This window comes from Streptomyces smyrnaeus, from assembly GCF_017676345.1.
In the GTDB taxonomy this organism is placed as follows: domain Bacteria; phylum Actinomycetota; class Actinomycetes; order Streptomycetales; family Streptomycetaceae; genus Streptomyces; species Streptomyces smyrnaeus.
This window is the reverse complement of record NZ_JAFFZM010000019.1, coordinates 145,193-158,036: the sequence shown is the minus strand read 5'-3', so window position 1 is coordinate 158,036 and position 12,844 is coordinate 145,193. Positions and strand designations below refer to the sequence as shown.

General features: G+C 72.8%; 9 protein-coding genes. 8 read left to right on the top strand and 1 reads right to left on the bottom strand.

Annotated elements, in window-relative coordinates; all coding sequences use genetic code 11:
- Nucleotides 1-19 precede the first annotated feature (19 nt).
- Nucleotides 20-256, bottom strand: a complete 237-nt coding sequence (locus JW613_RS27710; protein ID WP_209213605.1) for a hypothetical protein — start codon at nucleotides 254-256, stop codon at nucleotides 20-22.
- An 84-nt stretch (nucleotides 257-340) separates the two neighbouring features.
- Between JW613_RS27710 and JW613_RS27705 the strand changes: the two genes are divergently transcribed.
- The 8 genes from JW613_RS27705 (at nucleotide 341) to aceE (ending at nucleotide 12,838) form a co-directional block, all read left to right on the top strand.
- On the top strand, nucleotides 341-1,555 hold the full coding sequence (locus JW613_RS27705; protein WP_209213604.1) for a bifunctional adenosylcobinamide kinase/adenosylcobinamide-phosphate guanylyltransferase: 1,215 nt from the start codon (nucleotides 341-343) through the stop codon (nucleotides 1,553-1,555).
- Between the two features lie 164 nt (nucleotides 1,556-1,719).
- The gene (locus tag JW613_RS27700; protein ID WP_209213603.1) at nucleotides 1,720-2,832 is read left to right on the top strand and encodes a nicotinate-nucleotide--dimethylbenzimidazole phosphoribosyltransferase; all 1,113 of its coding nucleotides are present in this window, start codon (nucleotides 1,720-1,722) and stop codon (nucleotides 2,830-2,832) included.
- 55 nt (nucleotides 2,833-2,887) lie between these two features.
- Entirely contained in the window at nucleotides 2,888-3,715 is an 828-nt protein-coding gene (locus tag JW613_RS27695; protein WP_209213602.1) for an adenosylcobinamide-GDP ribazoletransferase, read from the top strand.
- A gap of 204 nt (nucleotides 3,716-3,919) precedes the next feature.
- A complete protein-coding gene (locus JW613_RS27690) occupies nucleotides 3,920-5,500 on the top strand; it encodes a leucyl aminopeptidase (protein WP_209213601.1) in 1,581 nt (526 codons plus the stop codon).
- A gap of 239 nt (nucleotides 5,501-5,739) precedes the next feature.
- Nucleotides 5,740-7,128, top strand: a complete 1,389-nt coding sequence (lpdA, locus tag JW613_RS27685) for a dihydrolipoyl dehydrogenase (protein WP_180289617.1) — start codon at nucleotides 5,740-5,742, stop codon at nucleotides 7,126-7,128.
- 61 nt (nucleotides 7,129-7,189) lie between these two features.
- Nucleotides 7,190-9,031, top strand: coding sequence for a 2-oxoglutarate dehydrogenase, E2 component, dihydrolipoamide succinyltransferase (sucB, locus tag JW613_RS27680; RefSeq protein WP_209213600.1), 1,842 nt, complete (start codon nucleotides 7,190-7,192; stop codon nucleotides 9,029-9,031).
- Nucleotides 9,032-9,203: 172 nt separating this feature from the next.
- Nucleotides 9,204-9,833: a GntR family transcriptional regulator gene (locus JW613_RS27675; RefSeq protein WP_099880061.1), complete on the top strand. Its 630-nt coding sequence runs from the start codon at nucleotides 9,204-9,206 to the stop codon at nucleotides 9,831-9,833.
- A 305-nt stretch (nucleotides 9,834-10,138) separates the two neighbouring features.
- Nucleotides 10,139-12,838, top strand: coding sequence for a pyruvate dehydrogenase (acetyl-transferring), homodimeric type (aceE, locus tag JW613_RS27670; RefSeq protein WP_209213599.1), 2,700 nt, complete (start codon nucleotides 10,139-10,141; stop codon nucleotides 12,836-12,838).
- The last annotated feature ends 6 nt before the right edge of the window (nucleotides 12,839-12,844 follow it).

Here is a 12,844-nt window from a genome sequence, read left to right as displayed (position 1 = left end):
CCCGCGGCGGGAAGCCGGCTCACCCGGCGGCGGTGCCGCCGGAGTCCGCCTCCGTGGCGGCGTGCAGACTCATCGGGCCGTAGACGGTGGTGCCGTCCTCCTGGAGGGTCACCTGATCGGTTCCGCCCTCCAGCAGCTCCCGCCACACCTCCCCGATCCACGACTCGGCATCCGACTGGGTGGAGAACTCCTCGGGCTGCACGGCCGGCTCCGTCTCCGTACCGTCGGCCTTCTCGAACCGCCACGTCCACGCCATCAGTGCCTCCGTAAGATCGCCGGTTGCTCCCGGAAGCGTAGTCCCCTGTGCGCGCGCGGCGGCAGGTCACGAGACGATCAGAGGGTGGAACTGACTCTGCTCGGCACCGGCGAGCCCGCCGGTCTCCCCCGCTCCGACTGCCCCTGCGCCCGCTGCGCCGCCGCCGTCGGCCACGAGGCACGGGCCGCGACGGCACTCCTGGTGGACAGCACCCTGCTGCTCGACCTGACGCCCGGGCCCGCCTTCGCCGCCGCGCGGGCCGGCCGGTCGCTCAGCGGCGTACGGCAGGTACTGCTGTCCCATCCGCACGACGGGCCCGCGCTGGAGGTGCCCGCCGGGCTGCCGGCGCCCGTGCGGGTGCCGGACCGGCAGGAGCTGGCACTGATCAGCGGGCACCGGGTGCGGGCGCTGGCGCTGGACTCCCCGGGCACCGGCTACCTGGTGACCGGGCCGGACGGGGAGCGGCTGCTGTATCTGCCACCCGGTGCCGCTCTCGCCGGGACCGGCAGCGGGACGGGGCCCGGCGGCCCGTACGACGTGGTGCTGCTGGACGTGGGCCGGCGCCCCGACGCGCTGGCCCGGCTGCGGGAGGCGGGACTGGTGGGGGCGGCCACGGACGTGCTCGCCGTCCATCTGGGGCACGACCTGCCGCCGGGCCCGGAACTGCACCGGCGGCTGGCCGCGGCCGGCGCGCGGGCGGTGCCGGACGGTACGTCACTGACCGTCGGCGAGTTCCACGGCGGGGTGGACGTCTCGCAGCTCCCGCGCCGGACGCTGGTGCTGGGCGGGGCGCGCTCGGGCAAGTCGGTGGAGGCCGAGCGGCGGCTGGCCGCGTTCCCCGGGGTGGTGTACGTGGCCACCGGCGGCAGCCGCGACGGGGATGCGGAGTGGGCCGCCCGGGTGGCCCGGCACCGCGAGCGGCGGCCCGCCTCCTGGCGTACCGAGGAGACCTGTGACCTGGTGCCGCTGCTGGAGCGGGACGGGCCACCACTGCTGATCGACTGCCTGGCACTGTGGCTCACCCACACCATGGACGAGGTGGGGGCGTGGGACGACACCCGGTGGGAACGGGGCGGTGCCGCCGAGCTGGCCACCCGGGTACGGACGCTGGTGGAGGCCGTACGGCACACGCCGCGGCAGCTGGTGGCCGTCAGCAACGAGGTGGGGTCGGGCGTGGTGCCCGCGACCCCGGCCGGACGGCGGTTCCGGGACGAACTGGGCAGACTCAACGCGGCGTTCGCTGCGGAGTGCGAGCATGTACTGCTGACGGTCGCGGGCGTGGCGCTGCCACTGCGGTGACAGGGAGCGGACTGCCCAAGCTTGCGGGGGCGGCCAACAAGGGACGCGGGGAACTGCGCGACCAGCCGGAAACAACCCGCAGCCTGCAACGCACGGCAAGGGGCAACCCCTCTCCAGCAAGGCGCCCAACCCAGGCGCATGGCACTGACGTACGCTCAGCGAGCATGAGCGACCGCAGCCTGGATCTGGACGACTTCTCCGACCTCATCGAGCGACCGCACGGCGGTCTGCGCCGGGAAGCCGAAGAACGGCGGGCGCTGACCGGGCTGCCCCCGCGGGCCCTGGGACGGCTGGAGGACGTCGGCGAGTGGCTCGGCTCCGCACAGGCCCGGGTGCCGGTGCGGCCGATCACCGACCCGCGCCTGGTGGTCTTCGCCGGTGACCACGGCGTCGCCGAACTCGGCGTCTCCACCCGGCCGGCGGGCACCGCCAAGGAGCTCGTCCGCGAGCTGCTGGACGGCGCCTCCCCCGCTGCCGTACTGGCGCGGCGCTTCGACGTACCGGTGCGCGTGGTCGACATGGCGCTCGACTGCGACCCGGGCGAACTCCCCGCCGAGGTGACACGGCACCGGGTGCGCCGCTCGTCCGGGCGGCTGGACATCGAGGACACGCTGACCCCCGAGGAGGCCGAAGCGGCGTTCCGCGCGGGCATGGCCGTCGCCGACGAGGAGGCCGACGCCGGCACCGACCTGGTGGTGCTCGGCGATCTGAGCGTCGGCGGCACCACTGCGGCCGGGATTCTGGTCGCCGCGCTGTGCGGCACGGACGCCTCGGTGGTCACCGGACGCGGCGGAGGCGGCATCGACGACCTGACGTGGATGCGCAAGTGCGCCGCCATCCGGGATGGTCTGCGCCGGGCCCGGCCCGTCCTCGGCGACCAGCTGGAGCTGCTGGCGACGGTGGGCGGCGCCGATCTGACGGCCATGACGGGGTTCCTGCTGCAGTCCGCGGTCCGGCACACACCGGTCATCCTGGACGGCGTGGTGTCCGCGGCGTGCGCGCTGGTCGGCCAGCGGGTGGCCTTCCGCGCCCCGGACTGGTGGCTGGCCGGCCAGGCGGGCGGCGAACCGGCCCAGGCCAAGGCCCTGGACCGGCTGGCCGCCGATCCGCTGCTGGAGCAGGGCGTCGAGGTCGGTGGCGGCACCGGAGCGCTGCTGGCCCTCCCCCTGGTGCGGGCGGCGGCCGCGCTGGCGGCCGAACTCCCGGTCCGCGAGGGCCCGGAGGCCGAGGCGGACGCGGAACCGGCGGGTGGGGCGGGAGTCGTGGACGCCACCTGACCCCGCCCGGGGGCGTCGGCCGGGGCCGTACGGGCCGCGGGTAGCCTGCTCGGCCATGGACTCCTCCTCGCCCGCGGAACCCGCGCAGCCCGCGGACACCGCCCCGGCCTCCGCGGTGGAGGGGCTGCGGTTCGCGTTCGGCACGCTGACCGTGCTGCCGGTGGGCGTCGAGCGGTGGGACAGGGCCGCCGCGCGGGCGGGCATGGTGTGCGCGCCCGTGGTCGGGCTGGTGGTGGGGCTGCTCTCCGCCGCCGTGGCTGCCGTACTGCTGGCCTGCGGGGCCTCCGCACTGCTCGCCGGGGTCGCGGCCGTCGCGGTCCCCGCGGTGCTGACCCGGGGGTTGCACCTGGACGGACTCGCCGATGTCGCCGACGGGCTGGGCAGCGGCAAGCCCGCCGAGGAGGCGCTGCGGGTGATGAAGCGGTCCGACATCGGGCCGTTCGGCGTGGTGACACTGGTGTTCGTCCTGTTGGGGCAGGTGGCCGCGCTCGCCGCGCTGTACGGCCAGGGGTGGGCCACCGGGGCCGCCGGAACCGTCGCCTCCGCCGTGGTGGCGCGGGGTGCCCTCACCCTCGCCTCCCGGCAGGGCGTGCCCGCCGCGCGGCCCGAGGGACTGGGGGCCGCTGTCGCGGGCACCGTGCCGCGGGGCGCCGCGCTGGGCACCGTGCTGGGCGTCGCGGGCTGCTGTGCGGCGCTGGCCGGCTGCGCGGGACCGGCAGCAGGCGTCGCCGGTTCCGTGATCGGTGCCGTGCTCGGGCTGGGCGCCGCGGAGGCGCTGTTGCGACGGTGTGTGCGGCGGTTCGGAGGTGTGACCGGGGATGTCTTCGGTGCGGTGGCCGAGGTCGCGGCAAGCTGCACGCTCGTCGCGCTGACGGTCCTGTGAGCCCTGTGAGCCCGCAGGTCACCCTTCCGTGACCGCGCCCGTACCGCGATCGTCCCGCTCCCGTCGGGTACTTCGCCCCCGCCGGAGGTTGTGCGGGAAATGTGCGGAGCGGGAGAAAGGGGACCGGGCATACGATGCCCGGAGCGTCCGAACCGGAGGCAGCTCGCGCTCCGGAGCCATGTCCAGGAAGAAGGTCTCTCCCACGTGTCTGCACTGACTCTCAGCTCCTCGTCCGCGGCGACGCTGCGCGCGGACGCCGTCGTCGTAGGTGTCGCGAAGAACGGTTCCTCCGGCAAGGCGGGCCGGGCGGCCAAGGCGGCCGTCGTCCTGGCTCCCGGCGCGGAGGCCGTGGACAAGGCGTACGGCGGAAAGCTGGCCGCGACGCTCGAGACGCTCGGCGCGAGCGGCGGCGAGGGCGAGGTCACCAAGTTGCCGGCGCCGGCGAGCGGCGTGAAGGCCCCCCTCGTGGTGGCGGTCGGGCTGGGCGAGGTGGCCGGCGGACAGGAGCCCTACGACGCCGAGGTGCTGCGCCGTGCGGCGGGCGCCGCCGCACGCGCGCTGGCGGGCAGCAAGAAGGCCGCGTTCGCGCTGCCCGTCGAGGACGCCGAGGCGGTCGCCGCGATCGCCGAGGGCGCGCTGCTGGGCGCGTACTCCTTCACCGCCTACCGGGGCAAGGACAACGGCGGCAAGGACGGCGGCAAGCAGGACGGCAAGAGCTCCAAGGACGCCTCCGCGCCGCTGGCGGAGATCGCGCTGGTCGGCGCCAAGCCGCGGGACAAGGCGCACAAGGCCGCCGTGGACCGCGCGCTGGTGGTCGCCGAGGAGGTGCACCGCGCGCGTGACCTGATCAACACCCCGGCCAACGGGCTGGACCCCAAGACCTTCGCGTCCGAGGCCCGCTCCGCGGCCAAGAACTTCGGTCTGACGTTCGAGGTGCTGGACGAGAAGGCGCTGGCCAAGGGGGGTTACGGCGGCATCCTGGGCGTCGGCAACGGCTCGGCCCAGCCGCCGCGGCTGGTCCGCATCGGCTGGTCGCACCCGAAGGCGAAGAAGTCCCTGGCGCTGGTCGGCAAGGGCATCACCTACGACTCGGGCGGCATCTCGCTCAAGCCGGCCGGCCACAACGAGACGATGAAGTGCGACATGAGCGGCGCGGCGGCCGTCTTCGCCGCCGTGGTCGCGGCGGCCCGGCTGGGGCTGCGGGCCAATGTGACCGGCTGGCTGGCGCTGGCCGAGAACATGCCGTCCGGCTCGGCCACTCGTCCGGGTGATGTGCTGACCATGTACAACGGCAAGACGGTGGAGGTCCTCAACACCGACGCCGAGGGCCGGCTGGTGCTGGCGGACGCGCTGACCCGCGCGAGCGAGGAGGAGCCGGACGCGATCGTGGACGTGGCGACGCTGACCGGCGCGATGGTGCTGGCCCTGGGCAACCGCACCTTCGGGATCATGGCGAACGACGACGAGTTCCGTACCGCGCTGCACGAGGCGGCCGAGGAGGCGGGCGAGGACGCCTGGCCGATGCCGCTGCCGGGACACCTGCGCAAGAGCTTCGACTCCCCCGTCGCCGACATCGCCAACATCGGTGAGCGGATGGGCGGCGGCCTGCTGGCCGGGCTCTTCCTGAAGGAGTTCGTCCCCGAGGGCACGCCCTGGGCGCACCTGGACATCGCGGGCCCCGCCTTCAACGAGTCCGGCCCCTTCGGTTACACCCCCAAGGGCGGGACGGGCTCGGCGGTGCGGACGCTGGTCCGGCTCGTGGAGCGCACGGTCGAGGGCGACTGACCGGGGGGTGGGGCTTCGCCTTGCGAAGCCCCACACCCCTCGGACCGACCGCCGAAGGCACCCCGCTCCCCGCTTTCCGGCAACAAGTGCAAAGATGGGTCACTGGCAGGACAGGGCCCCGCACGGCTTGACAGAAGCCGGAAGCGATGAAAAGGGCCGAGCAGACAAAAGCGGCCGAACCTCAAGCCGCCCGGTCGCAGGAGACCGGCTACGGCGTACCCATGCATGGAGGACGTGACGTGGCGAACGACGCCAGCACCGTTTTCGACCTAGTGATCCTCGGAGGCGGTAGCGGCGGTTATGCCGCTGCCCTTCGCGCCGCACAGCTCGGTCTGGATGTCGCCCTCATCGAGAAGGACAAGCTGGGCGGTACCTGCCTGCACCGGGGCTGCATCCCCACCAAGGCGCTGCTGCACGCCGGCGAGGTGGCCGACCAGTCCCGGGAGAGCGCCGAGTTCGGCGTCAAGACCTCGTTCGAGGGCATCGACATGGCCGGTGTCCACAAGTACAAGGACGGTGTGATCTCCGGCCTCTACAAGGGCCTGCAGGGGCTGGTCGCCTCCCGCAAGGTCACCTATGTGGAGGGCGAGGGCCGGCTGTCCTCCCCCACTTCCGTCGATGTCAACGGCCGGCGTTACGAGGGCCGCCACATCCTGCTGGCGACCGGCTCGGTGCCGAAGTCGCTGCCGGGTCTGACCATCGACCACGAGCGGATCATCAGCTCCGACGACGCGCTGGTCATGGACCGGGTGCCGAAGTCCGCGATCATCCTGGGCGGCGGCGTCATCGGCGTCGAGTTCGCCTCCGTGTGGAAGTCCTTCGGCGCGGACGTCACCGTCGTCGAGGGCCTCAAGCACCTGGTGCCGGCCGAGGACGAGAACAGCTCCAAGCTGCTGGAGCGGGCCTTCCGCAAGCGCGGCATCAAGTTCAACCTGGGCACCTTCTTCGACAAGGCCGAGTACACCGGCGACGGCGTCAAGGTCACGCTGGCGGACGGCAAGGAGTTCGAGGCCGAGGTGCTGCTGGTCGCCATCGGCCGCGGCCCGGTCTCCCAGGGCCTGGGCTACGAGGAGGCCGGGGTCGCCATGGACCGCGGTTTCGTCACGGTGGACGAGTACTGCCGCACCAGCGTTCCGACGATCTCCGCCGTCGGTGACCTGATCCCCACCCTCCAGCTCGCCCACGTGGGCTTCGCCGAGGGCATCCTGGTCGCGGAGCGGCTGGCCGGGCTCAACCCGGTGCCGGTGGACTACGCCGGTGTGCCGCGCGTGACCTACTGCAACCCGGAGGTGGCCTCGGTCGGCCTCACCGAGGAGCAGGCCAAGGAGCGGTACGGTGCCGACAAGGTGGTCACGCTCAAGTACAACCTCGCGGGCAACGGCAAGAGCAAGATCCTGAAGACGGCGGGCGAGGTGAAGCTCGTACAGGTGCGCGACGGCGCCGTGGTCGGCGTCCACATGGTCGGTGACCGCATGGGTGAGCAGGTGGCCGAGGCCCAGCTCATCTACAACTGGGAGGCGCTGCCGGCCGAGGTGGCCCAGCTCATCCACGCCCACCCGACGCAGACCGAGGCGCTCGGCGAGGCGCACCTGGCGCTGGCCGGCAAGCCGCTGCACTCCCACGACTGACCGCCGGGTTCCAGTCAGGGCGCGACCCATCCGCACAGTTTTGTAAGGAGCAACAGAAACCATGGCGGTTTCCGTAACCCTGCCGGCGCTCGGCGAGAGCGTGACCGAGGGCACCGTCACCCGCTGGCTGAAGGCCGAGGGTGAGCACATCGAGGCCGACGAGCCGCTGCTCGAGGTCTCCACCGACAAGGTCGACACCGAGATCCCGGCGCCCGCTTCCGGGACCATCTCCTCCATCAAGGTCGCCGAGGACGAGACGGTGGAGGTCGGCGCCGAGCTGGCCGTCATCGACGACGGCTCCGGCGCTCCGGCCGCTGCCGCACCGGCCGCCGAGACCGCGGCCGAGCCGGCCGCCGCGCCTGCCGCGCAGCAGCCCGCACAGGCCGAGGCCCCGGCCGCACCGGCCCAGCCCGAGCCCGCCGCCGCGGCCCCCTCCGGCGGTGGCGCGGCCGAGGGCACCGGCACCGACGTGGTGCTGCCCGCGCTGGGCGAGTCCGTCACCGAGGGCACCGTCACCCGCTGGCTCAAGCAGGTCGGTGACGAGGTCGAGGCGGACGAGCCGCTGCTGGAGGTCTCCACCGACAAGGTCGACACCGAGATCCCCGCCCCGACCGCCGGCACCCTGCTGGAGATCACCGTCGGCGAGGACGAGACGGCCGAGGTCGGCGCCAAGCTGGCCGTCATCGGTGCGGCCGGTGCCGCTCCCGCCGCCGCGGCCCCGGCGCCGTCCGCCCCGGGCAAGCCCGCCGAGGCGGCTCCGCAGCCCGCACAGGAGGCCCCGCAGGCTCCGGCGGCCCCGGCGCAGCCCGCCGCGCCGCAGACGCCCGCCGAGCCCTCACAGGCCCAGCCGGCGCCCGCCCAGCCGGCCGCGCCCGCCCAGCCCGCTCCGGCGCAGCCCGCTCCCCCAGCGGCACAGGCACCCGCGGCCCCGGCCGCTCCGGCCCAGACCCCGGCTCCGGCACCGGCGCCGGAGAGCGACGGCGCCTATGTGACCCCGCTGGTGCGCAAGCTGGCGGCCGAGCAGGGCGTGGACCTCTCCTCGGTGCGGGGCACCGGCGTGGGCGGCCGGATCCGCAAGCAGGACGTCATCGAGGCGGCCGAGGCGAAGAAGGCCCAGGCCCCGGCCCCGGCCGCTGCCGCGCCCTCCGCCGCCCCGAAGTCGCCGAAGCTGGAGCCGTCGCCGCTGCGCGGCCAGACGGTGAAGATGCCGCGGATCCGCAAGCTGATCGCCGACAACATGATGAAGGCGCTGCACAGCCAGGCGCAGCTGTCCACGGTCGTCGAGGTGGACGTCACCCGCATCATGCAGCTGCGGGCCCGCGCGAAGGACTCCTTCGCGGCGCGGGAGGGCGTCAAGCTCTCGCCGATGCCGTTCTTCGTGCAGGCGGCGGCCGAGGCGCTGAAGGCCCACCCGGCCGTCAACGCCCGGCTGAACGACGACGGCACCATCACCTACCACGACGTCGAGAACATCGGCATCGCGGTGGACTCGGAGAAGGGCCTGATGGTCCCGGTCATCAAGGAGGCCGGGAACCTCAACCTGGCGGGCATCGCCCGCAAGACCGCCGAGCTGGCCAAGAAGGTCCGCGAGGGCGGGCTGGGCCCGGACGACATGTCCGGCGGCACGTTCACGATCAGCAACACCGGCTCGCGCGGTGCGCTGTTCGACACCATCATCGTGAACTACCCGCAGGTCGCCGAGCTGGGCATCGGTGCCACCGTGCGCCGCCCGATGGTCGTCAACCACCCGGACCTGGGCGAGACCATCGCGATCCGCGACATGGTCTACCTGACCCTGTCCTACGACCACCAGCTCGTGGACGGCGCCGACGCCGCCCGCTACCTCAACGACGTCAAGGCCCGTCTGGAGGCCGGCGAGTTCGAGGGCGAGCTGGGGCTGTAAGCCTCCCGGCAACCGCGCAGAACGGTGCCCCCGCCACAGCTGTGGCGGGGGCACCGTCGCGTCCGGGCGTCGAGCGCCGGTGACGGATTCCTCACCGAATGCAGTGGCACTCGGTGCCGGGGCAGGTCGTATCGTCTAGGGGCCCCACCACCTCGCTGCGAGGAGTGTCTTCATGACCCCGCCCGTCGTCCAGTCGCTGCGCGAGCAGATCCGCGAGCATCTTGTGGAGGGGATCGTCAGCGGACGGTGGAAGCCCGGGGAGCGGATCGTCGAGCGGCGGATCGCGGTGGAGCTGGAGGTCTCCCAGACCCCGGTGCGAGAGGCGCTGCGGGAGCTGGAGACGCTGCGGCTGATCGAGTCGGCGCCGAACAAGGGCGTGCGGGTGCGGGAGCTGTCGGCGGCGGATCTGGAGGAGATCTACCCGGTGCGCGCCGGGCTGGAGCAGATCGCCGCGGAGCTGGCGGTGCCCCGGCTGGCGGGGGATGTGACGGCGCTGCGGCCGCATGTGGCGGCGCTGTACGAGGCCGACCGGCGCGGGGACGGCGAAGCCCAGGTGCGGCACACCGTGGCCTTCCACCGGGAACTGGTGCGCGCCGCGGGCAACAGCGTGCTGCTGCACACCTGGGAGGGGCTGGGGATCGAGGTGTGGACGGCGCTGTCGATCCGCTGGCTGGGTACGGTGCAGCAGTCGTACGCGGAGGAGCATGAAGCTGTTATGGCCGCGATCCAGCGATGTGACCCGAACATCGGCCTCCTGGTGAAGGAGCACGTGCTGGGTTGCGCCCCGGCGCCCCGGGACTGAGCGCCCCGACAGGGGCGCGGGGAACTGCTCCCCCAGCCTCCGGCCGGGAGGTACCCCCAACAACCGCGGAGCACCCGCACTCGGCAACGGACCCCGGGCGCGACGGCGAGCTTCCGGCATGCGGTGCCAGATTTCGCGGCACGGAATGCCAATTTCGCCATGACCTTTGATCGATCATCGATCAGAGGCGTACAGTCCCTTCGTTGGGTGCCCCCTGTCCTGCCCGTCAGGGTTCACAACACCCACCCGCACAACCGCCCTCCCGACCCGTTTGGAGGGGCCTACACGTCCGGAAGGTGGCCACCATGCCCGATCCCGTACGCCCGCCGTATCCGAGTGAGCTGGACCAGCTCCCGGACCGTGATCCGCAGGAGACCGGCGAGTGGCGCGAGTCGCTCGACGCCGTCGCGGCACACGCGGGCGACGAACGAGCCGCGTACCTGGTGCGTCGTACCGTGGAGCACGCCCAGCACAGCGGCCTGGCCGTACCGGCCCTGCTGGAGACGGAGTACGTCAACACCATCCCGACCTCGGCCGAGCCCGCCTTTCCGGGCGACGAGGCGATGGAGTCCCGCATCACCGCATGGAACCGCTGGAACGCGGCGGCCATGGTCACCCGCGGCAGCCGCCAGGGCCTCGGCGGCCATATAGCGACGTTCGCCTCGGCGGCCTGGCTGTACGAGACGGGCTTCGAGCACTTCTTCAAGGGCAAGGAGGGCGACGGCGGCCACAGCTCGGGCGACCAGCTGTACGTCCAGGGCCACGCCTCCCCCGGCATCTACGCCCGTGCCTTCCTCGACGGGCGGCTCACCGAGGCCCACCTCGACCGCTTCCGCCAGGAGGCGGGCGGCGACGGGCTGCCGTCCTACCCGCATCCGCGCCGGCTGCCGTGGCTGTGGGAGTTCCCCACCGTCTCCATGGGCCTGGGCCCGATCTCGGCGATCTACCAGGCGCGGTTCAACCGCTATCTGACCCACCGGGGCATCAAGGACACCTCCGCCTCGCACGTGTGGGCCTTCCTCGGCGACGGCGAGATGGACGAGCCGGAGTCGACCGCCGCCCTCGCACTGGCCGGTCGCGAGCAGCTGGACAACCTCACCTTCGTCATCAACTGCAATCTGCAGCGCCTCGACGGCCCGGTACGCGCCAACTTCAAGATCGTGCAGGAGCTGGAGACCCAGTTCCGCGCCGCCGGCTGGAACGTCGTCAAGTCGCTGTGGGGCAGCGCCTGGGACGAGGTGTTCGCGCTGGACACCACCGGCGCGCTGACCCGCCGGCTGCGGGAGGTCCCGGACGCGCAGTTCCAGACCTACGCCACCCGCGACGCGGCCTACATCCGCGAGCACTTCTTCGGCGCCTCCCCCGCCCTCGTCGAGATCGGCAAACTGCTGACCGACGACAAGATCACCGAGCTGTTCAAGACCTCCCGCGCCGGCCACGAGCCGCGCAAGGTCTACGCGGCGTACAAGGCGGCCGTCGAGCACAAGGGCGCCCCCACGGTGATCCTGGCGCAGACCGTCAAGGGCTGGACGCTGGGTCCGGGCTTCGAGTCCCGCAACGCCAACCACCAGATGAAGAAGCTCACCGGCAAGGAGTTCCGCGCCATGCGGGACCTGCTGGAGCTGCCCATCCCGGACAGCAAGCTGGACGACGAGCTGGTGCCGTACGTGCACCCGGGCCCCGACTCGCCCGAGGTGCGCTATCTGCAGGAGCGGCGCGCCGAGCTGGGCGGGCCGGCGCCGGCCCGCAAGGTGCACCCGGTGGGTCTGCCCTCCCCCGCCGACAAGCCGTTCGACGTGCTGAAGAAGGGCTCCGGCTCGCAGGAGATCGCCACCACCATGGCGTTCGTCCGGCTGGTCAAGGACCTGATGCGGGACAAGGAGACCGGCAAGCGCTGGGTGCCGATCGTCCCGGACGAGGCGCGCACGTTCGGCATGGAGTCGCTGTTCCCGTCGGCCGGTATCTACTCGCCGCTCGGCCAGCAGTACGACCCGGTCGACCGCGACCAGCTGCTGTACTACAAGGAGGCCAAGGACGGCCAGATCCTCAACGAGGGGATCACCGAGGCCGGTTCGCTGGCGGACTTCACCGCGGCGGCCACCTCGTACGCCACGCACGGCGAGCCGATGATCCCGTTCTACATCTTCTACTCGATGTTCGGGTTCCAGCGCACCGCCGACCAGTTCTGGGCGCTCGCCGACCAGCTCGGCCGCGGTTTCGTCATCGGTGCCACGGCCGGCCGTACGACCATGACCGGTGAGGGCCTGCAGCACGCCGACGGCCACTCGCATCTGCTGGCCTCCACCAACCCGGCGGTCATCTCCTACGACCCGGCGTTCGCCTACGAGGTCGGCGTCATCGTCAAGGAGGGCCTGCGCCGGATGTACGGGCCGGACGCGGCGGCGCAGGAGAACGTCTTCTACTACCTGACGGTCTACAACGAGACCAAGGTGCAGCCGCCCATGCCCGAGGGCGAGGGCGTCGAGGAAGGCATCCTCAAGGGCCTCTACCGCTTCAAGGAGGCGGAGGCCGCCTCCGCGGACACCCCCCGTATCCAGCTGCTCTCCTCCGGAACGGCGATCCACTGGGTGCTGGAGGCCCAGCGCATCCTCGCCGAGGAGTGGGGCGTGGCCGCCGATGTGTGGTCGGCACCGTCCTGGACGGAGCTGCGGCGTGAGGCCATGGAGTGCGACGCGGCCGCGCTGCGCGGCGAGGAGCGGGTGCCGTACGTGACCCGCGCGCTGGAGGGAGCACCGGGCCCGGTGCTGGCCGTCAGCGACTGGATGCGGGCCGTTCCCGACCAGATCAGCCAGTGGGTCGAGCAGGACTGGGCGTCGCTGGGGACGGACGGGTTCGGACTCTCCGACACCCGGGAGGCCGCGCGCCGCTACTTCGGCGTCGACGCCGAGTCCGTCGTCGTGGCCGCCCTGTCGCGGCTCGCACGGCGCGGCGAGGTCAAGGCGGAGGATGTCCGCCGGGCCGCCGAGAAGTACGGTCTCGCCTAGGCGCTC